Below are 22,079 nucleotides of genomic sequence, written 5' to 3'. Positions count from 1 at the left end.
GTGGAAACCCCGCCATGAAGTCATTCAATCCCTGGAGCATTCTGAGCGCACTCCGGCTCGGACTGGCGGCGGCGCTCTGGGTCAAGGTCTGCTTCGCCTCCACCGGAGCTCAAGGCTTCGAAAAGTTGGGGATCCCGGTCCGGGCAGGTGGATTGATGGGCTGCGTCGTGGGATCGGATGGACGCGGAGGAGAAGCCCTCTACTTCAATTTCAATCAACTCAGCGGCAAGCTGTTTCTGGTGCAAGTGAACCCGGAGACCGGCGAAGCGAAGCAGTTCGACGCGCCGGACGGTCCGGGCGCTTGGGCGCTGTTGGCGGCGGCGGATGGCAAGGTGTATCTCGGCACGTGGGATGGCGCCCTCGTTCTGCGCTTCGATCCACGCCATCCCGAACAAGGTTTGAAGGTGCTGGGCAAGCCTTCGCCCTCCGAAAGTTACTTGTGGCAATTCGATCAGGCCGGGGACGGCTGGGTTTATGGATGCACGTATCCATCGGCGAAATTGGTCCGCTTCAACCCGGAGACCGGTGTCATGGAGGATCTGGGACGGATGCATCCTGAAGAGATGTACGCGCGAAGCCTGGCGGTCGGAAACGACGGGTTCGTTTATGTCGGCATCGGAACCGGCCAAGGCGATCTCGTCGCCTACGATCCGGCAACCCGGCAAGCGCAAAGCATCCTGCCGGCTGGTTCGCGAGGGACCGAGGGATGGAAGACGGTGGGGGTTTCCAAACGGTCCGACGGCCACGTGTATGCCGAGTTTGGGACGAACGTCATGCGTCTGGAGAATGGAAAGGCGGCCCGGGTCGAAAAGTACCCCGGTCCGAAACCCTTAACGCTCCGGGATGGCCGGATCATTTCCCACTTCGAGCGAGGACGGTTTGTGGTGGAGGACCCGAAAACCGGTTTGAAGAAGGAGCACCGGTTTCGATACGCGGGGGCCGGAGACCGGATCTTCGTCGTGGGGAACGGGCCGGACGGGATGGTCTACGGCAGCACGGCCATGCCGCTGGAAGTTTTTCGATTCGATCCCTCGACCAAGGCGAGCGAGCACTTGGGGTCGATGCCGGGGGGTGAGGTCTATTCCATGCTGACGCAGGAGTCGAAACTGTACCTCTGCTATTACGGCGGTGCGGTGATGAACTTGTACGATCCGGCCCGGCCCGGCTGGAATTTCGGACCCGGACCGGAGGCGAATCCACGAACGTTTGGCGGCATCGGGGACGGACATCTGCGTCCGCGCGCCATGGTGAGGGGTCCGGAGGGGCGAATTTATATCGGAAGCGAACCGCCCTATGGCGAATGGGGTGGAGCTCTCGGCGTCTGGGATCCCTCCGTCAACCGAACCTTGGAGAACTATCGCCACATCGTCACCAATCAGAGCGTGGTCTCCCTCGCCTGGGAACCTGGATCGGGATTGATTTTTGGAGGGAGTGGGAATTTTGGCGGAGGAGGCACGAAAGCTTTGGCAAAGGAGGCTTCCGTGTTTGCGTTCGACCCGCGAACGAGGAAAAAAGTTTTCGAGCAAGCGCTGGTCCCGGGAGTTTCGCGCTATCCTGCCATGGTGGCGGACCGGGGAAGCGTTTATGTTACGACCCAACATGAGTTGATACGGTTGTCCGGCCAGTCGCGGGAGGTCGAACGAAGGTGGAAACTTCCCGGCGCGCAGGTCGAGATCAGCCTGGGTCTGTGGGATCGGCGGCTGGTCGGCCTGGTATCACGTGGCGTTTATCTGCTGGATCTGGAGCGGCCAGAGCATCTGGAATTCCACGAGAGTCCGACCCGCATCGATTGCGGATTTGCCCTTGAACGAGGTGCGGTCTATTTCGGATCGAGGGCGGAGTTGTGGCGGTTTGGCCTTCCGAAGGGTCAATCCGCGAATCAGCGCCAGGAACCGCCTGGCTTTCCCAAAGGTGTTGCAGAGGATTGGGTCGGAAAGTCTGTGCGGGAAGAAGTGCGTCCGAAGTTTTCCAAGGGAGAGGAAGGCGCCTTGCGGATTGAGACCGATGGACGGGAAGGTCTGGACGGACATTGGGCGAAACGGTTTCCGGTCCAAGGAGGTAAGGCGTACCGATTTCAAGCGCTGCGGAAGACGGAGGGAGTGCCCCACCCTCACCGTTCCGTCCTGGTCCGCATTCATTGGCGGGACGAGCGCGGACATCCGGTGCGCCACGACGCACCGGGCGCGCACAGTTATGCGCCAGGCGTGGCGCCGCAAGCGGAGCCTGAATATCCGCAAGACGGGCAAGCGGACCAAGCGGGATGGGTGACAGTTGCGGGAGAGTATGCGGCGCCCAAGGCGGCGAGATGGGCGCACGTGGAACTGCATTTGCGATGGGCGTCCGGCGCGAAGGTCGAGTGGCGTGACGTCCGACTGGAATCAATCGATTCTATTCCAACCCGGAAAGTTCGAGTCGCCACGGTTCATTATGTTCCCAAGGGCGGGCGAACGGCGCTGGATAGCTGCCGGCAATTTGAATCACTGGTGGCGAAGGCGGCAGCCCAGAAGGCTGATTTGGCGGTGTTGCCCGAAACTTTGACCGCGACCGGGAACGGATTGAGTTATCTGGAGGCGGCCGAGCCGGTGCCCGGGCCTTCGACCGACTATTTCGCGGAGTTGGCTCGCCGGCACCGGATCCATTTGGTCGTGGGTTTGGTCGAGCGCGACGCCCATTTGATTTACAATGTGGCCGTCCTGCTGGGGCCCGGGGGCGAACTCATCGGGAAGTATCGAAAAGTCACGCTGCCGCGAACGGAAATCGAGGCGGGCATCGCGCCCGGATCGGAATATCCGGTTTTTGAAACCAAGCTGGGCCGGATCGGGATGATGATTTGTTATGACGGATTCTTTCCCGAACCGGCTCGACAGCTCAGCTTGCGCGGAGCGGAGTTGATCGCCTTCCCGGTGGCGGGTTGCAACCCCATGCTGGCGGCGGCTCGCGCGTGCGAAAACCACGTCTTCTTGGTGAGCAGCACTTACTCGGATACCGCGTCGAATTGGATGATCTCGGCCATCTATGATAGGGAAGGACGCGTGCTCGCCCAGGCCAAACAGTGGGGGGAAGTGGCGGTGGCCGAAGTGGACTTGGGACAGCGGTTGTATTGGTCGAGCCTGGGTGATTTTCGCAGTGAAATTCAACGGCATCGCCCGGCTTGGGACTTGGACACCGCCAAGACCAAGCCTTAGCCCGCCTATTTCATGCACGGGACGCCCGGTGAGGACACCGGGCCTACAATCACAGAGGCAGGCGCGATTGTAGGCCGCGTGCCCTCACGCGGCACACTGTCGCGGATTCAAGCTCAGTATGAATTATCCGGGTTAGCCCGCCTGTTCCACAAACGATGGGGCTGGCGAAAGGTCATGGTGGACTGGTCACCAGGCGGGCTGGCCATTTGATCGATGGAAAGGACTGCTCATGAAAAAACAACCCGTGGCCATTACCCGCAAGATTCGCCTCAGAGACTTCGATCCCGCATTTGCCGGCGATCGGGACAAAGCTGAAACGAAGGAGAAAACAACCGCGCTGGGACAGCGCATCGGAGCGTTGCAGGAACTCCTTTACGCCAACTCGACCCACGCCGTTCTGCTCATCTTTCAAGGCATGGATGCCAGCGGCAAGGACGGCTCGGTGCGGCGCGTGTTGGAGTTCGTCAATCCCGCCGGAGTCGAAACGGCGAATTTCAAGGTGCCGAGCGATGAGGAACGGGCACACGATTATCTGTGGCGCGTGCATAAGCTGGTGCCGCGCTATGGGAACATCGGAGTGTTCAACCGCTCCCAATACGAGGCCGTGCTCGCGGAACGCGTCCTCGAAATCGTACCCAGGAAGGTTTGGTCACGCCGTTACCGGCAAATCGTCGAGTTTGAAAAGATGTTGGTGGAGAACAACGTGGTCGTGCTCAAGTTTTACCTGCACATCAGCAAAGAGGAACAGGCGGAGCGTTTCCGCGAGCGCCTCGCGAATCCACGCAAATATTGGAAGTTTTCCCATGCCGACCTGAAGACCCGGCAGCGGTGGGATGACTATATCAAAGCTTATGAGGACATGATCAACGCCACGAGCCATCCGGAGGCACGCTGGCATATCGTGCCCGCGGACCGCAACTGGTACCGGGACTTTGTGATTGCTCAAACCGTCGTGGACGCGATCCAAGCCCTCAAACTGGAATGGCCCAAACCGAAAGGGGATTGGTCGAAAATCAAAATCGTTTGACTCGAACTCGCCTGAGAAACCCAACCGGCAGCCCCGAGGGCCGCGGCGGCGAGGAGTCCTCGAATCGTCGAAGGCCGCGCGTCGCTCATGGCGAGGGAAAAACCTCCTTCAACATTCGCAAAGCGCGGGTCACCAGCATTTCACCGGCGCCTTCGGCAACGCGAGCGCTCTCGACTTCATAATGACCCTCGGGATAGGCGGACTTGTTCGGGATGTAACCGATGGCGCCGTTGGCCAATTCAACGTTGTAAGTATGGGCGAAAGGCGATCCCACCTTCACGCTCAGGCCAAGTTCAACGAAGATCTCGCCCGGCCATGCGACCCAAGCGACCTCGCGGCCCCAGGCAATGACTTGCATTTCAACTTCCTGAGGTTTGCCTTCCCTGGCGGCAACATCGAGCACGCGATGGGCGCGCACGAGCTTCATGAATCCCTCACGAGTGCTGTCCTTGGCCGTGCGAACGTCCAAGCGCGCGGCGGTCAATTCTTCGGAGGTGTACGGTGGCAGCGGCAGTTGGACGATTTCAGAACGGACGCGCAGAGGCCCGTTGGTGGAGACAGGCTGCAACCGTGGGTACGCCTTGAGAGCCGCGGCAGCGAGGATCAATCCCAGCCTGACCGCTTCATTCGGACCGCTTTGGGCCCCTCCCCATCGCACATCGATGTGATTGATGTTGCCACAGGTGCCATTGGCAAAGAGCGTGAGCATGCCAGGACCTTTGTATAACGCGAGCGCACTCGACAGGACACCGGGGAAGTCTGCCGAAATGCGAACGCCACCGGTCGTGTCCGGGTGCATGGCATAATTGACGAAAGTCAGGATGGGCGTGGCTTTCGCCCCGATCGTTTCAGCGTAAAACACTCCAACCTCGGGATCGATGGGGCCTGCTGGACGGACAATCTCCGGATTCAATTTTCCCGGATTCCATCCCACCGAGCCGTCGCGCATCCAAAAACGCCGGTTCTTTCCGAGCGCGGGTTCGGTTTCCTTGCCGGCGAACGCCCGGACGGGTTGAAGATTGGCATGGGCCTTGGCCACGGCGTCGGCAATGCGAAGAGGGAGCGTCTGGCTGTAGTCCTTGGCGACTCCTTTGCTTCCACCATCGGTTTCATCCCGGCTCCAGTCCCGGAAAAGCACGGGGGCTGTGTGCGTGTGGGTGGCCGCGATCATCACATGATGGCCGGGGATGCCGGTCCGCGACTCAATGCGTTTCCGGGCTTCGGCGACGATCCACTTCGGCATGGTGATCAAGTCACACACCACGATCGAGGCAAGCGTCTTGCCGTCGTCCAACACAACGGCTTTGGCCATCAGGTCATCCAACACGCCTTCGGCCCCCCTCTCGTGGTAATAACCAGCCAAGCCAATCCCCGGGGGAGGATTGATCGAAAGGGATGCGGCCCCGATTCGGAATTCAGCGGCGTTGATGGGAAGGCATGCGAGAACGAACCATGCCGTCCATTGGATGCGGTTGAATCCGGGAGGACCTTTTGAGGTTCGAGCCATGGAGGGGATTTTGACGCAACCACAGCGCTTGCCAAGCGTGGCGTGGCTCGAGTCCGGGGAACAGGTTTCATGGTCGACGCGGTCCAATTGTTGAAGGGTGAGATGTGAACCCACTTTTGAAATGCGAACGGATAATCCATCACCGTGCCTTCGCAACCTGCCGACCATGGGCTTTGAGGCGTGTCTTCACAGGGGCAAGGGGGCTGCCGGGGGCCAAGGCATCCACCCATGGCGGGCCATGGAGCGGCAGGAGATTGCCGCGGACGGTGGGCGCGAGCGGAAGCGCCGTGAACGGCGCGCCCCGACAACTTCCGGAGGCGCCGCATCAAAACACGAGACGCGTTTTGTCCTTTTCCCTGGCCGTTCGTATTTCCACACTGGGACATGCGCATGTCTTTTCTGCTGGCTCTGCTGTTCCTGCAATGTTCGTGGCGACTCCAAGCCGCTCCTGTCGCGTGGCCGTTCCCGTGTCCCGAGGATCAAATCAAGCGTTACACGGCACAGCGCGTAGAGGCCCCAATCCGAATCGACGGCAAACTGGACGAGCCTGTCTGGGCTCACGCGCTGCAATCGCCCCGCTTTATCGACATCATCACCGGCGAACCCACGCAGCACGACACCCGCGTCCAGGTCGTTTGGGACCAGGAAAACCTTTATTTGGCCTACCGCGTCGAGGAACCCCTGGTGCGCGCCAAGTACACCAACCGCAACGACCCGATCTACTACGACAACGATATCGAGTTTTTCATCGCCGGACGCGACGCCTACTACGAGTTCGAGCTCAATGCGTTTAACACCACGTATGAAGTTTTTTTCATCTGGAGCGAGGCCTACGAGAAAGGGGGATTCGCCGCGTCACCCGAGTTCAGCCGCGAGAAACTGAGGCCCTTCAACGGTGTCGGTTTGACCACCCACCCCCGTGGCGGAAGGCTGGGCCATTTCGATTGGTCCTTCCCGGGCATGCGCACGGCGGTTCATGTCGATGGCACCCTCAATCAAGATCAGGATCGCGACCGGGGATGGACCGTGGAACTCGCTTTCCCCTGGCGGGGGTTGGAGTGGCTCGCCAAAGCGGAGCAACGATCCTTGCCCCCGAAGGAGGGGGACGTGTGGGCCATGGATTTTTCGCGCTTCAATACCTACAAAGAAGCTCCGCCCGCCAAGGACTCCGGAGGTTGGGTCTGGACTCGCCACGGGATCTGGGACTCCCACATCCCGGAATGTTTCGTGCGAGTGATGTTCAGCACCAACGCGGTGTCCAAGGCCGTCGCGCCGTGATCCACCCTGTTCGCGAGATCCTTCCGAAACCTCCCCACGTTCCAAACTGCCATGAAAGCGTTGTGCATCCATGCCCACTTCGATGATTTTGAATTCGTGGCCGGGGGCACGTTTTCACTTTGGAAAAAGGCGTTGGGATCGGAGTTTCAGGGAAAACTGGTGGTCTGCACCGACGGAGCGGCGGGGCATCACCTTCACTCCCGTGCTCAAACCGCCAGGATTCGCTGGCGCGAACAACTTCGCTCCGCCGTCCTCGGAGATTACGCCTGCGAGAAGCTGGTCCTCCCGAATGGCCGGACGCCGCGCGAAGGCTGCCTGGTTGCCGATCGGCCATTGCTGGCGTCGCTTTGGAAGGCCATTCGTGACTTCGAGCCTGATTATCTCTTTGCGCCTCCTTTGCCAGCCGATCCCCGGGCAGGCGTGCATGCGGACCACTGGGTCGTTGCGGAAGCCGTTCGCAAGGTTGCCTATTTCATCAACGTGCCTCAGGCGTTCACTCCCGAGTTTCCCTCCCGGGAAAGAATGGCCAGCCCGCGAACAGTCCCGGTCATTCTGACGACCTACGACGCCTATATGGCGGGGGCCAACGCCTACGACCTGGCGATTGAAACCGAGCCGGTGTTCGACCTCGTGGCCAGCCTCACTTGGTGCCACCAATCGCAGATTTCAGAGTGGCTGCCGTGGGTCGGACGCCACTCCATGTCGAAACCGGGTTCTCGCGAGGACTGGAACCGCACGTTGAGAGAGCGGGTGATCCGTCAAAATCGTGACCTGGGCATGAATCATCGACGCGCCACGGAGGTCTTTTCCCTCACGGCATGGGGCGCCGTGCCAACCCTCCAAAAACTTCAAGCCGACATGCCTTTCCTCCGCCTTTCCCAGCCCGCCGCGAAGAGACTCGCGCGGCAGCTCGCTGCCTGGGGTTCCTCACCTTGAAATCCATGAGTCAGTCCGAGACGGTGGAGGTCTGAGGTCCAGCTTCAAGCGAATTCAGTTTCGTGGCGAGGCGCGCTTCCGCGTCAGTGGCTGCTGTCACGAGTTCGCCGCGTATTCCGCCGCGTTTCTTGCACTCGATCTTCAGGAACCTCAAAAAGGCGGTTTCGGCCAAGCCTGAAATTCGCTCCGAGCCGCGCAAAACACCCCACGTTTGCTTCGGTTTGCGCCTTCCCCACGGGACATGTCCAAGCCTGCGAGCCTCCCCCTCGGTCCGCCCCTGCCCGCATGGCATCACCCCCACCCCCAAATCCAGACTCGCCATCGTCATCACGGCTTCGACGGAACCCAACTCCACCCAACTCGCGGGATGGACCCGCTCGCGATTGAGGTAGTTCTGCAAGGCGAGGCTTCCCGCGGAGGTTCGGCAATCCACGAGCAATGTCTGCTCCTCGAACTCCTCCAGGGGAACCTGCGCCAGAGCCGCCCAGGGATGCTTCGCGCCCACGAACAATCCCAACTCCTCGGTGAAGAGAGGCGTGAATGACAAAGTTTCGGAACGGTCCAGCAAGGGGCCAAAGGCGAGGTCGAGGCGTTGCTCTCGAAAAAGTTCAGGCCATTTGGCGGGATCAGAGGCCTCCAGTGAAACCCGGCCTTGAGGGAATTCCCGCAAGAACTCTCCAATGACTGCGGGCATCACTTGTCGCAGCATGAATCCGTCGGCCGCGACTCGCAGGCTCCCTTTGCCCCAGGAAGCCCGTGACTCCAAAGAGCGCCGCGCCATGGCCATCTCCCGAAGGATGCGCTCGGCATGATGCAGCAGATGCTCCCCCGCCGGAGTGAGATGCACCTTTTTGCCCAGCCTGTCAAAAAGACGACAATCCGTGTCCGATTCCAATCCCTTGATGCTGTGGCTGACGGCGGATTGAGAAACGCAAAGCTCCGCGCCGGCGCGTGTAAAACTGCCTGATTTGGCGAGCGCCACAAAGGCTCGCAATTGGCGGATGTCCAGGGGTTGCCGCGTGCTATGAACGAAGTTCATGCGCATCCCCAAGAAATTGTCGTGCCAACATTCAAGGGGTTGGCATGACGGTCGCTTGGGCCTCGGTGGCATGAACGACGCATCCGACCGTGATTCTCTTCTCAAGACTTCCAACCCCGCCACCTCGACGCGGCGGCAGTTCCTCGGTGCGGCGGCAAGAGGAACCGCCGTGGCGTCCCTCCTCGGTGGCCTGCCCAAGGGCTGGATCGGATCCGTGTTCGCGGATGACAGTCCCGAAGCGCCCTCGGTTCGTTTCGGCATCATTGCGCTCACGGACTGCTCGCCCATTGTGCTGGCCCACGAGAAGGGGTGGTTCAAGAAGTACGGCATTCAATCGACCGTTGCCAAAGGCGCGAGTTGGGCGGCCATCCGCGATGCCCTCGCAAGCGGCGACAACCAAGCCACTCACATGCTCATCGGCATGCCCATCGCGTCCACCATGGGGCTCTCGGGCTCGGCGAAGAAACCCATGATCGTGCCTTGGATCCTCAATCGGAACGGCCAGGCCATTACCGTCAAGCAGGAGTGGAAGGGCAAAGTGGCGGCCGATCCCACGGCCATCAAACCTTTCGTGGACAAGGCGAAAAACCTCGGCGAACCCCTCACCTTCGCCATGACGTTCCCTCCCGGAACCCACGCCATGTGGATGCGTTACTTCCTCGGCGCGGGCGGCATTCATCCTGACAAAGACGCGGCCCTCATCACCATTCCACCGCCGCAAATGGTCGCCAACATGAAGGTGGGCAAAATGGATGGCTTCTGCGTCGGGGAGCCGTGGAACGCGCGCGCGGTCCATGACAAAATTGGATACACCGCCATCACCACCCAGGAGATTTGGAAGGATCACCCGGAAAAAGTCTGCGCGTTCACCGCCGAATTCGCCGAAAAGAATCCGAAGACCGTCAAAGCGGTCCTCAAGGGCCTGCACGAGGCCAGCGTGTGGCTGGACGACCTCAACAACCGCCCCGAGCAGGCCGACATCGTGAGCAAGCCTTCCTACATCAACTGCCCCAAGGAAATCATCCTCGGCCGTCTGCTCGGAGAGTACGATTACGGGGACGGCCGCAAAACCAAGGATCCGCACTACATGATTTTCAGTCAGCGGAACTGCAATTATCCGCAGCCGAAATACAGCGTGTGGTGGCTCTCCCAGTTCCGGCGATGGGGTATGACCACGGGAGCGCCTGACTATCAAGGCATCACCCAGAAGGTCATGCGAACCGACCTTTACGAGGAAGCGATGAAGGAGATCGGCCATGCTCACAGCGGAAAGAACAACGACGTCGAAACGTTTTTTGACGGCGGCCGCTTCGATCCCGGCGAACCCGAAAAGTACGCCGCCGCTTTCGCCGTCAAGAGCCTGAAGGGTTGATCCATGGAAACTCGCTTCAAACTGGACTGGCTCGTTCTGCCTTGCCTGGGCTTCGTGGCGGCCCTCCTCGTCTGGCACGTCATCAGTCAGACCGTTGCCAAAGAACTGCCCTCGCCCGCCACCACCTGGGCGGAGAGCAAGGACTACGTGCTGAAGCCCTTTGAAAAACGAGGCGAGATGGATCAGGGCATCCTTCGCTTCACGTGGTATTCGCTGGTCCTGGTCGCCAAAGGCTACTCCATCGCGCTCCTCGTGGGAACGCCGCTGGGCTTTCTGCTCGGCCTGTCCAAGACCTTCACCAAAGCGGTGGATCCGTTGATTCAGATCCTGCGCCCGGTCTCGCCCTTGGCGTGGCTTCCCTTGGGGATGGTGCTCTTCATCAGTGCCGGCAAGAACGCCTCCGAACTCGGGGCGCTCTTCACGATCGCAGTGTGCGCCATGTGGCCGACGGTGCTGAACACCGCGATCGGCGTTCGCTCGATCCCTCAAGACTACCTCAATGTCGCGAAAGTCCTAAAACTGTCGCGCACCAAACTCCTTCGCAAAGTGCTCGTTCCCGCCACGCTGCCTTACATGTTCACCGGATTCAGATTGAGCCTGGGCATCGCCTGGCTCGTCATCGTCGCGGCGGAAATGCTCACCGGCCGCCCCGGTGTGGGCGGTTTCCTCTGGCAGGCCTACAACGCGCCGAGCTACTCCCAGATGATCCTTTGCATCGTGGTCATCGGCCTGGTGGGGTTCGTGCTGGACCGCCTCATGAGCCTGCTGGAAGGACGCATCCGTTCCACCCCCGTCTAACGCTATGGGTTTTCTCGAACTGAACAACGTCAGCAAAGGGTATGGTTCGAAAAGGCATCGGACGCGGGTCTTGAAGGAGGCCAACCTCTCCATCGAGAAGGGAGAATTCGTCGCCATCGTCGGCTACTCCGGTTCGGGCAAAACCACCCTGGTCTCGCTCATCGCCGGATTGATCCGCCCCGACGCGGGCAGTCTGACATTGAACGATCTTGAAATCACGCAGCCGGGCCCTGATCGCGGGATTGTATTTCAGAATTACTCCCTTCTCCCGTGGCTCACCGTTTTCGAAAATATCGCCCTGGCAGTCGACGAAGTCTTCCCCAATTGGAGCCCCGCGAAAAAGGACCAGCACATTCACCGCCATATCGAAATGGTCAACCTCACCGCCGCTCGCGACAAACGTCCAAACCAGCTTTCGGGCGGCATGCGACAACGCGTCAGCGTCGCCCGCGCGCTGGCCATGGATCCCCAGATCCTCATTCTCGATGAACCGCTCAGCGCCCTCGATGCCCTCACGCGGGGAACGCTGCAGGACGAAATCTCCCGGATTTGGGAACAGGGAAAAAAGACGGTGGTCCTCGTCACCAACGATCCCGATGAAGCCATTTACCTCGCGGACCGCATCGTCCCGCTGACTGCAGGTCCCGACGCGACGTTGGGAGAATCCATCCCCGTCGAATTCGAGAGGCCGCGCGACCGCAAGGCGCTCCACTCGTCGCCCGCCTTCAAGCGGCTCCGTCAACGCGTGTTCGACACCTTGCAGTCCAGCCGGTCGCAGACTAAGACCGTCATCTCCCGAGCCCTGATACTACCCGATATCGAGCCCGAGGATCTCACCGTTCCACCCCCGCTCATCGGGGGCCGGCGACGCCCGGTGCGCCGCGGAGAAATCCACCGTGAAGCGGTCGAACTGGACACCACATCCGCCCCATGAGCCCTTATCTCGAAATCCACAAACTCTCCAAGGCTTTCCCGTCGCCCGGCGGCATGGTCACCGTCGTCAAGGAGTTCGACCTCCGGGTTCAGCGGGGCGAGTTCGTTTGTCTCATCGGGCACTCCGGTTGCGGAAAATCCACCGTCCTGGCCATGGTGGCCGGACTGAGCGATCCCACGGAAGGTGGCATGATCCTGGCCGGCAAGGAACTGGCGGGTCCAGGTCCCGACCGCGGCGTGGTTTTTCAATCTCCCAGCCTCCTGCCATGGCTGACCGCGCGCGAGAACGTCGCGTTGGGCGTGGATCAGGCCTTCTACACCGCCCGCAGGCAAGAACGCTCGCAGATCTCGGAATACTACCTGTCCCTGGTGGGATTGGCCGACGCCATGGACAAGCGTCCCGCGGAATTGAGCCAAGGCATGCGCCAACGCGTGGGCATCGCGCGAGCCTTCGCGCTGTCTCCCAAAATGCTGTTGCTGGACGAGCCCTTCGGAATGCTGGACACCCTGACGCGGTACGAGCTGCAACAAATCCTGCTCGATCTTTGGAAGCGAAATCAAAAGACCGCCTTGATGGTCACCCACGACGTGGATGAAGCCATTTATCTCTCCGATCGCATCGTCTGCATGACGGATGGCCCTGAGGCCGGGGTGGGTGAAATCATCGACGTGCGCTTCCCGCGGCCTCGCACCCGCCAAGAGATCATGAATCACCCCGAGTATGATCTGTTGCGAGAACGCGTTCTGTCCTTCCTCAACGAGCGAGCCCATCGGCGTCCTCGAGAAAAGACACCCCCACCCCCGGCCACCGCTCCCTCTCAACCCGGATTATCGCCCAGTCCGCGCCTCCAGAGAGCTCCCGCCATTCATCTCTAACCCGCAGATCCACCTTCACACCCAAATATGATCTCTCCTCTCTCCCCTCCACGCGCCCCGCGTCCTGGCACTTTTGCAGGCATCACCCGCGTGCCCAAGTGTGCGAATGCGCTCGGCCTCGCCGCCCTCCTTGGAGCCCCGACCGTTCTCGCCCAATACTCGCCACCCCCTCCGCTCCGTCCGTTCCCGGGCTTCATCAACGAGTGGCTTCGGAAAGACGATCCTTACATGGCCGCCTGGGATATCGGGGGGTCCGCTCGCTTTCGTTACGAATTGAAAGACAACATAGGCATCGCGGGATCCCCGGGTTCACTCGATTTCCGGAGCCAGGGTGCGGACACCGACAACACCTACTTTTTGGAGAGAGTTCGCTTTCGCACCGGATATAGCGACAAGTGGTGGTCGGTGCTGGCCGAAGGCCGCAGCAGCCTGGCGCAGGAGGATGACCGGTTCGCCTCCGCAGGACCGGTGCCGAGAAAAGGCCGCGGCCCCGAATCCGACTCGATCGACCTGCATCAGGCCTATTTCACCTTGGGCAACCACAAGGAGTTTCCCCTGTCCTTCAAGGTCGGACGGCAGGAATTGAGCTACGCGGACGAACGGCTGGTCGGCGCGTTCGCTTGGAATAATATCGGGCGGGTGTTCGACGCCGCCAAACTGCGCTGGCAGAACGAATGGTTTGGCGCCGACCTGTTTGGCAGCCGCGTCGTCATCCCGGAGGACGGTCGCTTCAACGTCGCCAACGACTACGACTGGTTCTCCGGCCTCTACGCCACTTCTCCGAAAATTCCAAACCACTCGCTCGACTTCTATTTCCTCGCGCGCAATGCCAATGCTCAAGCGGCTCTGGCCGTGCCCTCACCCCAAGCCCCCCAACCCAGTGCGAGAGATATTTACACCGTGGGGACTCGATTGAAATCGGCGCCCGGTCAGTTCGGCCCCTTCGACTACACGCTGGAAGCGAACGGCCAATTCGGTCATTTCAACGACACACGAGCGGGAATCCTTACCCGCAGCCAGGAACACTTGGCCTACGCGTTCACCCTGCAAGGGGGCTACACCTTTACCGAGAGCACCGGGAGTCCGCGCCTCGGCCTCGAGTATTCCCACGCTTCCGGGGACGGCAACCCCGCGGACGACGAGCACGGCACTTTCGAGAACCTCTTCCCCACCAACCACAAGTTTTACGGCTACATGGATTTTGTGTCCCTGCAAAACATCCATAACGTTCGCGCCATCTATCAGATCAAGCCCCACGCGCGGCTGAGTCTCGCGGTGGAGGCCCACGCTTTCTGGCTGGCGGACACTCAGGACAATTTCTACAACGTCGCGGGGCTTCCGCGAGGGGGTGGAGCCGCCAACGCCGCCGGTTATGGCGTCAATCCTTCCTACAGCAACTACGTCGGCTCCGAAATCGATGTGATTCTTGGCTTCGCCCTCACCCGGTTCGCGCAACTGGAAGCCGGCTACGGCCACTTTTTTACGGGAAGCTACATCGACAGCAGCTTGCAAGGGGCCGGAGGATCCCAGGATGCCAACTATGTTTACCTCCAACTGGCCATCAACTTCTGATCTCAGATGAGCGGACGGCTGCCCATTCCTGCGCTCCCCGAAAGTGCCCCGTTCACGCCCCGACAGCGTGCCTGGATTAATGGGTTCCTTGCGGGCATTTTCAATGAAGCCTCGGAATCGCCGTCCGCTCATCTCTCCTCGAATGTCTTCACGCTCAAACCGCCGGTCCATGTCTTCTTCGGTTCCCAAAGCGGCACGGCGGAACAACTGGCCCGCCGGCTGGCGAAGGACGCCGGCACGCGCGGTTTCATGCCTGCCGTTCGCCCCCTCAACGAACTGTCCTCCGCCATTCCGCCGGCACCGCTCCTCATCATCACCAGCACCTGGGGAGACGGGGATCCTCCGGACAACGCGGCGCAAGGATGGGAGTGGCTGAGTTCGGAGGCCGGCAGGATCCTTCAAGACTGGCCGTTCGCCGTGCTGGCTCTGGGCGATCGCAATTACACGGATTTCTGCGGGGCGGGACGCAAATTCGACGAACGTCTCGAAGCCTTGGGGGGCCGCCGCCTCACCGCACGAGTCGATTGCGATGTGGACTACGAGTCTGCGGCGCAAGCCTGGGCGGATTCGCTGTGGCCGGCCTTGCAGTCCCTTGCCCTGAGTCCCGCCCCATCGTCCCCGCCAAACCGGGACACCCTCCCGACATCCATCGCGGAATCCCCGGGCGCGAGCGCCGATTCGATCGACAGGCTGGCCCCTCCGCCGGGCCGCAACACCGTCCCGGTCCGGGGAACACGAGCATCGCCCGTGCCGTGCTCCCTGGTCTCGGCTGCTCGGCTCAATCACGCCGAATCCGCCAAGGACACCCGCCATGTCATCTTGAAATTCGATACGGACTCGTTGCATTACGAGGCCGGAGACGCGCTCGGCGTCTTTCCCTCCAATTGTCCGGTCCTGGTGGAAGAGCTCCTGGCGGCGCTCGGTTATCGGGGAGAAGAGCCCGTCACGCTGGGTGAAGGAAAGACGATTTCCCTCCATCAAGCCCTCTTGTCCGAACTCGTCATCACCCAACCGACGCAGGCCTTCGTGCAAACCGCGCTGGAACGAACCGCCTCAGGCGACCTGAAGGCCATGCGCGATCCCAGTCGCAAAGCGGACCTGGAATCGTGGCTGGCCGGACGCGACTTGGTGGACGTGCTCAAAGCGTGTCCGGGTTCGCGACTGGAACTTCACGAGCTCCCGGATCTGCTTCGCAAGTTGCAGCCCCGCTTGTACTCGATTTCCTCCTCGCCCAAGGCCCACCCCGGCGAAGTTCACCTCACCATCGCCACGGTCCGCTACGAATCTCACGGACGTCTCAGAAAGGGAGTCGCTTCCTGTTGGCTCGCGGACCGGGTGGTTCCCCACCAAACACCGGTCCCGGCATTCGTGCAAACATCGAGGCATTTCCGCCTCCCGGGCGATGGCAGCCGCCCTGTGATCATGGTGGGCCCGGGGACGGGGATCGCGCCTTTTCGCGCTTTTCTGGAAGAACGCCGCGCCCATGGTGCCACGGGAAAAAACTGGCTCTTTTTCGGCGATCAACGCCGAGCCCACGACTTTCTCTACGAGGCGGAACTCACGGCCTGGCGGGAGGGCGGTTTTCTCACCCGTCTCGACCTCGCGTTCTCACGCGACCAGGAACACAAGATTTATGTCCAGGATCTCATGCTCGAACAGGCTTCAGAACTGATGTCCTGGCTCGATGCGGGCGCGCACTTCTACGTTTGTGGAGACGCCAAACGCATGGCCAAGGATGTGGACCGCGCCCTGCATCGAGTGGTGGAAACGGCCGGAGGCCGCTCGCCCTCCGCGGCCGCCGACTACGTGAACCGATTGCGCCAGGAACATCGCTACGAGAAGGACGTTTATTGACCCATGCCCGACTCGACCATCCCATTCCACACCGCCGCGGGCGAAACGCTCAGCGAGGGACAGGGAGCTTATCTCGACGGGTTTTTCGCCGGATTGAAGAACCGTGGATACCGGTTTTCCGATCTTGCCCCCATCCCCGACATGCCGTCGGCGCTTCCGTCCGAACCTGACTTGATCCCCGAGGAACGCCTCAAGCGCGAGTTGCACCCGCTGGACAGCTATCCACTCCTCCTCCAGCACGCCGCCGCCCATCAAGCGCCGGACAAAGAGAACACCTATCGATTCAAGTGGCACGGCTTGTTCTACCTGTCTCCCACCAAGGAGGGGTTCATGGCCCGGCTTCGAATCCCCGGGGGTGCGCTCCGCTCCTTCCAGCTTCGCGAACTGGCCACGATTGCGGACACATTGACCAGCGGCTACATCCAAATCACCACGCGATCGAACCTGCAAATGAGGTTGATCCAGCCCAAGGATGCGCCCGAGTTTCTCCGCCGGGTGCAAGCCATCGGGCTGCATACTCGAGGCGCCGGCGCGGACAATGTCCGCAATCTCACTTGCGATGCCACGAGCGGCGTCGATGTCGAGGAACTCATTGAGACCCTGCCCCTCGTCGAAGAGCTGGCCGCCTGCATTCTCCATCAGCGCGAGTTCTACGACCTTCCCCGCAAATTCAACATCGCTTTGCACGGGGGCGGATCGATCCCCACCTTGGAAGAGACCAACGACATCGGGTTTCGCGCGGTGCGCGTGCCCGCGGGGCCGGCGGAGGTTCCCCCCGGGGTCTATTTTCGCGCCGCGGTGGGCGGGGCGACCGGCCACAAGGCCTTCGCCAGCGATTTGGGGGTGCTCATCCCTCCCGACCGGCTCGTCGCCACTGCTTGCGCGATGCTGCGCGTCTATCTGCAAAACGGAAACCGCTCCGATCGCAAGAAGGCGCGACTGAAACATCTGCTGGAACATTGGAGTCTCCATCAATTCCTCGAAGCCACGGAGTCACAACTCGGAATCAAATTGCCCCGAGTTCATGGCTTTGAAGATCAGGAAGAAAATCGACGAGTCCCGCGCCCTCACCCTCATGTCGGCATTCATCCCCAAAAACAGGCGGGGCTCTTCTGGATCGGCGCCTCCGTTCCGGTGGGGCAGCTCACCTCCAAGCAAATGCGGCGTGTGGCGGAACTCGCCGAACTCTACGGGTCAGGCGAGATCCGGCTCACGGTATGGCAAAGCCTCATCCTGCCCAACATCCGCGAGGCCTTCATCGAGACCGTGGCGCGAGCACTGAAGAAGATTGGATTCGACACCCGCCAATCGAATCTTAGGAGCGGCTTCGTGGCTTGCACCGGCAACAGCTACTGCAAATTCGCCGGCGCCAACACCAAGGGACACGCGCTGGAACTCATGGATTACCTGGACCGGCGAGTCCAACTCGACGTGCCCGTCAACGTCCACCTCACCGGGTGCCCGAATTCCTGCGCACAACACTACATCGGTGACCTCGGACTGCTCGGCGCAAAAGTGAAGGTCAACGGCGAATCCGTCGAAGGTTATCACATCTTTGTCGGCGGCGGGTTCGGATCCCAAACCACGGTCGGACGCCAGCTCTTTCAAGGCGTCAGTGTGGCCATGCTGCCCTTCACCATGGAAAAGATCCTCCAAGGGTTCCTCGCTCATCGCCATCCAGGCGAATCGTTTCGCGGCTTCACCACACGGCATGATGTTCGAACCCTGCAAGAACTCCTGGGCTAGACGGACTGCCGCCCCGCATGAAAAACGAGCCTGCAACCTTGATCGACGCCTTGCTCGCGGAGCAAAGCTCCGTGGGAGCCGCGCAGCGATTCTCGCTCTGGCACGAAGAATGGGCTCCTCGATCACCCCAGCGAACGTATCGGGATCTCATTCCCATCCGTCCGCCCGGAGACCATGAGCAACTCGCCTTCGAAGTCGATCTCGACCGTTGCTCCGGCTGCAAGGGATGCGTCACCGCATGCCATTCACTCAACGGACTGGAGTTCGGTGAAACGTGGCGTTCGGTCGGATTATTGACGAGCGTGGAAGCTGGCGAGGACCATCTCTGGCCCTCGGCGAACCACCGCTTCGTGCAGCAGACGGTAACCACCGCCTGCCACCATTGCCTGGAACCGGGCTGCCTGTCGGGATGCCCCGTTCTGGCTTACGATAAGGATCCCCACACGGGAATCGTTCATCATCTGGACGACCAGTGCATCGGATGCAGTTATTGCACGCTCACATGCCCCTACGAGGTGCCCCAATTTTCCAAAGCTTTGGGCATCGTTAGGAAATGCGACATGTGCCACGGCCGCCTTGAGGAGGGTGAAGCGCCGGCCTGCGTCCAAGGCTGCCCCAACGAAGCCATCCGCATCGTGCATCAAGATGTCCGGCAGGTTCGGATCGCATTGGACGTGGCTTCGCAGCCCAATCCCTGGTTGCCCGACACGCCCGATCCGCGAATCACACTGCCCACGACAAGGTACCTGACACGAAGAACCGGACTCCCGTTGCACGCGGCCGACCATCATGAAACCCGCGTGGCGAAATCTCACTGGCCGTTGGTCTTCATGCTGGTTCTGACTCAAGCCGGGATCGGCACGCTGTGTCTGTCTTGGCTGCTTGATGCCGCCTCGCGCCGAGATCCTTTCCTCCTCGGCACCTGCCTCTTCTGCCTGGGCATGGCCGCCAGTGTCTTTCACCTCGGCCAACCGCTCAAAGCCTGGCGCATCGGTTTGGGCTGGCGAACGTCCTGGTTAAGCCGCGAAGCCATGGCTCTCGGTCTCTTTGCGTGCCTCGCCGCAGGGGGATTGGCCATGCAGGTCGCGACCCCTCGCTGGAACTCTCCCTTGGCGTGGAGTGTCGCATTGTGCCTTTCCGGAGTTCTGAGCCTATTCGCCCAAACCATGGTTTATGCGGCAACCGGACGGAGGTCCTGGCGGATGGTCCCCACCTTTGCCAAGTTCGTGCTCACCGCATTCCTCCTCGGGGCGCTGCTGCTGCTGGTCTTTCCTGCCGGTCAGGCGTTGACCTCAGCCGCCCTCCTCGCTTTTACCGCCAAAGCGACCGTTGAACTGGCCCCCCTGATCTCAGCGCGGAGTGCCCATTCGATATCGAATCCAACCTCCTATCGAGCCGCCCAACTGATTCAAGGCCCGTTGCGGAACGCATTCATCGCGCGTTGGATTCTCGGCAGCCTCGGCGGACTGATCCTTCCAGTGTTGCAGGGCGCGTCTCACACTCCTGTTCCAAGCTTGATTCCAGCGCTGGGGTTCATTTTGGCGCTGGCGGGTGAACTCCTCGAACGGCGTCTGTTCTTCGCCGCCTCGGCGCCAGACAAAATGCCGGGCTCGATCGCGCCATGAATTCGACCGAAACCCCGTCCAACACATGGCGTCGAGCATGGACCGGACCCCTGACTTCCTCTCTCGACCGCGTTTCGCACCCCGGCTTGCCATCGCAAATACCGGCGGGCAAGTCACCGGACACTCTGGTTCGCACTGTGTGCGGATTTTGTTCCACCGGTTGTGAACTTGTGGCGCACCTGAGAGAGGGACAAGCCGTCAACCTTTCGCCCTCACCCGATGCCATCGTGAACGCGGGCACGGCCTGCCCCAAGGGGTGGGAAGCCCTCGCGCCCCTCACCACCTCCGAGCGACTCCTGTGTCCGATGATCCGGGGAACATCGTCGGATTCCTTCGTCGCCTGCGGATGGGACGAGGCTCTCCGCGTTTTCTGCAACAAGTTCAAGCGCCTCCTCAACGACCACGGACCTGAAAGCGTCGCCTTTTTGTCCACCGGCCAGATCACCACGGAAGAAATGGCGCTGCTGGGTGCCCTCTTCAAGTTTGGCATGGGCGGGATGCATGGAGACTCCAACACTCGTCAATGCATGGCGACGTCTCACGTGGCTTACAAACAGAGCTTCGGATTCGATGCGCCGCCCTTCTCCTACACCGACTTCGAAGAATCGGACACCCTCGTTCTGATCGGCTCCAACCTCTGCGTCGCCCATCCCATCCTTTGGCAGCGTGTCCTCAAGAATCGCCGCTCACCCGAAATCGTGGTCATCGATCCGCGCCGGACGGAGACGGCGATGAATGCCACACTGCACCTTCCCATCAAACCCAAGTCTGATCTCGTCCTCCTCTACGGAACGGCCCGGGAACTCGTCCGGCGGGACGGTCTCGACCTCGAATTCATCGGCCGGCACACTTCGGGATTCGAAGCGTTCAAAACCTTCGTCGCTCCCTTCACCCTCGAACGGGTCGCCGCGGAGACCGGATTGAACTCGATACAATTGGAGTCCTTCTGGAATTCACTGCGACCGGGACGCCGATGCAGCTTTTGGTGGACCATGGGTGTCAATCAAAGTCACGAATCCACCCGCACCGCGCAAGCGATCATCAATTTGGCCTTGATGACGGGCAATCTTGGCAAGCCGGGCACGGGTGCTAACAGCATCACGGGACAATGCAACGCGATGGGATCACGCCTCTTCGCCAACGCGACTTCCCTCCTGGGCGGGCGCGATTTCGCGGATTCCGCGCATCGCCGCGAAGTCGCTTCGCTGCTCAACATTCCGCCGGAGCGAATTCCGACCTCAGCCTCGCTTGCCTATGATCAGATTCTGGACCGCATCGATGAGGGGCGCATCAAGGCCCTCTGGATCATCGGGACCAATCCGTCGCACTCGTGGATCGACCAAAGCCGGCTCCGGTCCACCTTGGCACGGCTCGAGTTTCTCGCGGTGCAGGATCTCTACCGGGACACCGACACCGCCCGGCAAGCCCACCTCCTCCTGCCCGCGGCGGGTTGGGGGGAAAAGGAAGGAACGCAAATCAACAGCGAGCGGCGGATCGGCATCACTCGCAAACTCCGGCGGGCTCCAGGCCAAGCACTGGCGGATTTCCACATCTTCAAGCTCGTGGCCGAGTACTGGGGTTGTTCGGAACGGTTCAAAGAGTGGTCTTCTCCTGAGCAAACGTTTCAGATTCTCAAACGACTAAGCCGAGGAAGGCCTTGCGATTTTTCGGGGATCGCCAGTTACGACCACCTCGACGCGGCCGGCGGCATTCAGTGGCCGTATCCCGATCCCGAAAAAGTGCCTGGTTCAAGCACCCCGCGGGAACCCGAAAGGCGCCTGTTCCAAGACGGCGTCTTTTTTACGCCCGATGGGAAGGCGCGATTTCTCTTCGAACCCCCTCGCGAACCCGCCGAACCGCCCTGTTCCGAGTATCCATGGGTCCTGCTCACCGGGCGAGGGTCCAGCGCCCAATGGCACACGCTGACGCGGACGGGGAGATCCCCTCTCTTGCGGGAATTGTCTCCACGCGAATGCTATGTGGAGATCTCCCCCGCGGACGCGAGAGCGCTGAACATCACCCCCGGAGCCAGGGTCCAAGTCGCTTCCCGTCGAGGATCGGTGGAAGTCAAAGCACAAGTCATGGCCACGGTCTCCCCAGGAACTCTCTTCATGCCCATGCATTTCCCGGAAACCAATCGCCTTACCTTGCAAACCGTCGACCCCCACTCGCGTCAACCCAGCTACAAACACTGCGCCGTCAGGCTGAGTGCCACGGCACAGCGCCTGTGATCCTCATCCGTTCTTAAACTTGGAATCGGCCATTCGGCAGCGTCGAGATGCGCCAAAGCTTGAGCGTCAAAAGCCTGCCGAAAGTGGAGGGGTGCTTCGC

General features: G+C 60.9%; 15 protein-coding genes. 13 read left to right on the top strand and 2 right to left on the bottom strand.

The window, feature by feature from the left end:
• Positions 1–14: 14 nt before the first annotated feature.
• Both FJ404_05915 and FJ404_05910 read left to right on the top strand, forming a co-directional pair.
• Positions 15–3,185 (top strand): hypothetical protein, encoded by a 3,171-nt coding sequence (locus tag FJ404_05915; protein ID MBM3822410.1) that lies wholly within the window; start codon positions 15–17, stop codon positions 3,183–3,185.
• 229 nt (positions 3,186–3,414) lie between these two features.
• Positions 3,415–4,212, top strand: coding sequence for a polyphosphate kinase 2 family protein (locus FJ404_05910; protein ID MBM3822409.1), 798 nt, complete (start codon positions 3,415–3,417; stop codon positions 4,210–4,212).
• 85 nt (positions 4,213–4,297) lie between these two features.
• Here FJ404_05910 and FJ404_05905 read toward each other — a convergent pair whose 3' ends face one another.
• Positions 4,298–5,719: a hypothetical protein gene (locus FJ404_05905; GenBank protein ID MBM3822408.1), complete on the bottom strand. Its 1,422-nt coding sequence runs from the start codon at positions 5,717–5,719 to the stop codon at positions 4,298–4,300.
• Positions 5,720–6,109: 390 nt separating this feature from the next.
• Here FJ404_05905 and FJ404_05900 point away from each other — a divergent pair, with 390 nt between their 5' ends.
• Both FJ404_05900 and FJ404_05895 read left to right on the top strand, forming a co-directional pair.
• Complete coding sequence (locus FJ404_05900) at positions 6,110–6,997, top strand: polyhydroxyalkanoate depolymerase (GenBank protein MBM3822407.1); 888 nt, start codon at positions 6,110–6,112, stop codon at positions 6,995–6,997.
• 51 nt (positions 6,998–7,048) lie between these two features.
• Positions 7,049–7,933, top strand: coding sequence for a PIG-L family deacetylase (locus FJ404_05895; protein ID MBM3822406.1), 885 nt, complete (start codon positions 7,049–7,051; stop codon positions 7,931–7,933).
• A 10-nt stretch (positions 7,934–7,943) separates the two neighbouring features.
• On the opposite strand, the gene FJ404_05890 is transcribed toward FJ404_05895, so the two are convergent.
• Entirely contained in the window at positions 7,944–9,044 is a 1,101-nt protein-coding gene (locus FJ404_05890; GenBank protein ID MBM3822405.1) for a LysR family transcriptional regulator, read from the bottom strand.
• Here FJ404_05890 and FJ404_05885 point away from each other — a divergent pair.
• From FJ404_05885 to FJ404_05845, 9 genes are read left to right on the top strand one after another with little or no spacing between them, the layout of a single operon-like run.
• Positions 9,043–10,344 carry an ABC transporter substrate-binding protein gene (locus FJ404_05885; protein ID MBM3822404.1) on the top strand — a complete coding sequence of 434 codons (1,302 nt, stop codon included), beginning with the start codon at positions 9,043–9,045 and terminating at the stop codon, positions 10,342–10,344. The two genes, FJ404_05890 and FJ404_05885, sit on opposite strands and share 2 nt — an antisense overlap.
• A gap of 3 nt (positions 10,345–10,347) precedes the next feature.
• Complete coding sequence (ntrB, locus tag FJ404_05880) at positions 10,348–11,142, top strand: nitrate ABC transporter permease (protein ID MBM3822403.1); 795 nt, start codon at positions 10,348–10,350, stop codon at positions 11,140–11,142.
• A gap of 4 nt (positions 11,143–11,146) precedes the next feature.
• Positions 11,147–12,076, top strand: a complete 930-nt coding sequence (locus FJ404_05875) for an ABC transporter ATP-binding protein (GenBank protein MBM3822402.1) — start codon at positions 11,147–11,149, stop codon at positions 12,074–12,076.
• Positions 12,073–12,951: an ABC transporter ATP-binding protein gene (locus FJ404_05870; protein MBM3822401.1), complete on the top strand. Its 879-nt coding sequence runs from the start codon at positions 12,073–12,075 to the stop codon at positions 12,949–12,951. Before FJ404_05875 ends, FJ404_05870 begins: the two co-directional genes overlap by 4 nt.
• 27 nt (positions 12,952–12,978) lie before the next feature.
• Positions 12,979–14,523, top strand: a complete 1,545-nt coding sequence (locus FJ404_05865; GenBank protein ID MBM3822400.1) for a hypothetical protein — start codon at positions 12,979–12,981, stop codon at positions 14,521–14,523.
• 6 nt (positions 14,524–14,529) lie between these two features.
• Positions 14,530–16,377 (top strand): sulfite reductase subunit alpha, encoded by a 1,848-nt coding sequence (locus FJ404_05860; protein MBM3822399.1) that lies wholly within the window; start codon positions 14,530–14,532, stop codon positions 16,375–16,377.
• Positions 16,378–16,380: 3 nt separating this feature from the next.
• The gene (locus tag FJ404_05855) at positions 16,381–18,123 is read left to right on the top strand and encodes a NirA family protein (GenBank protein ID MBM3822398.1); all 1,743 of its coding nucleotides are present in this window, start codon (positions 16,381–16,383) and stop codon (positions 18,121–18,123) included.
• Between the two features lie 17 nt (positions 18,124–18,140).
• Positions 18,141–19,748 (top strand): molybdopterin oxidoreductase, encoded by a 1,608-nt coding sequence (locus FJ404_05850; GenBank protein ID MBM3822397.1) that lies wholly within the window; start codon positions 18,141–18,143, stop codon positions 19,746–19,748.
• Positions 19,745–21,979: a molybdopterin oxidoreductase family protein gene (locus FJ404_05845; protein ID MBM3822396.1), complete on the top strand. Its 2,235-nt coding sequence runs from the start codon at positions 19,745–19,747 to the stop codon at positions 21,977–21,979. The genes FJ404_05850 and FJ404_05845 overlap by 4 nt, the downstream gene beginning before the upstream one ends.
• Positions 21,980–22,079 lie beyond the last annotated feature (100 nt).

This window comes from Verrucomicrobiota bacterium (genome assembly GCA_016871495.1).
Taxonomy (GTDB): Bacteria; Verrucomicrobiota; Verrucomicrobiia; order Limisphaerales; family VHDF01; genus VHDF01.
This window is presented reverse-complemented; position numbering and strand designations above follow the sequence as displayed.

What these genes read in the sequence shown, in the direction of transcription:
- FJ404_05860 (MBM3822399.1), top strand. Translation starts at nt 14,530, where the DNA reads ATGAGCGGACGGCTGCCCATTCCTGCGCTCCCCGAAAGTGCCCCGTTC.
- FJ404_05905 (MBM3822408.1), bottom strand. Translation starts at nt 5,719, where the DNA reads ATGGCTCGAACCTCAAAAGGTCCTCCCGGATTCAACCGCATCCAATGG.
- ntrB (MBM3822403.1), top strand. Translation starts at nt 10,348, where the DNA reads ATGGAAACTCGCTTCAAACTGGACTGGCTCGTTCTGCCTTGCCTGGGC.
- FJ404_05910 (MBM3822409.1), top strand. Translation starts at nt 3,415, where the DNA reads ATGAAAAAACAACCCGTGGCCATTACCCGCAAGATTCGCCTCAGAGAC.
- FJ404_05865 (MBM3822400.1), top strand. Translation starts at nt 12,979, where the DNA reads ATGATCTCTCCTCTCTCCCCTCCACGCGCCCCGCGTCCTGGCACTTTT.
- FJ404_05875 (MBM3822402.1), top strand. Translation starts at nt 11,147, where the DNA reads ATGGGTTTTCTCGAACTGAACAACGTCAGCAAAGGGTATGGTTCGAAA.
- FJ404_05890 (MBM3822405.1), bottom strand. Translation starts at nt 9,044, where the DNA reads ATGCCACCGAGGCCCAAGCGACCGTCATGCCAACCCCTTGAATGTTGG.
- FJ404_05885 (MBM3822404.1), top strand. Translation starts at nt 9,043, where the DNA reads ATGAACGACGCATCCGACCGTGATTCTCTTCTCAAGACTTCCAACCCC.
- FJ404_05915 (MBM3822410.1), top strand. Translation starts at nt 15, where the DNA reads ATGAAGTCATTCAATCCCTGGAGCATTCTGAGCGCACTCCGGCTCGGA.
- FJ404_05870 (MBM3822401.1), top strand. Translation starts at nt 12,073, where the DNA reads ATGAGCCCTTATCTCGAAATCCACAAACTCTCCAAGGCTTTCCCGTCG.
- FJ404_05855 (MBM3822398.1), top strand. Translation starts at nt 16,381, where the DNA reads ATGCCCGACTCGACCATCCCATTCCACACCGCCGCGGGCGAAACGCTC.
- FJ404_05845 (MBM3822396.1), top strand. Translation starts at nt 19,745, where the DNA reads ATGAATTCGACCGAAACCCCGTCCAACACATGGCGTCGAGCATGGACC.
- FJ404_05900 (MBM3822407.1), top strand. Translation starts at nt 6,110, where the DNA reads ATGTCTTTTCTGCTGGCTCTGCTGTTCCTGCAATGTTCGTGGCGACTC.
- FJ404_05850 (MBM3822397.1), top strand. Translation starts at nt 18,141, where the DNA reads ATGAAAAACGAGCCTGCAACCTTGATCGACGCCTTGCTCGCGGAGCAA.
- FJ404_05895 (MBM3822406.1), top strand. Translation starts at nt 7,049, where the DNA reads ATGAAAGCGTTGTGCATCCATGCCCACTTCGATGATTTTGAATTCGTG.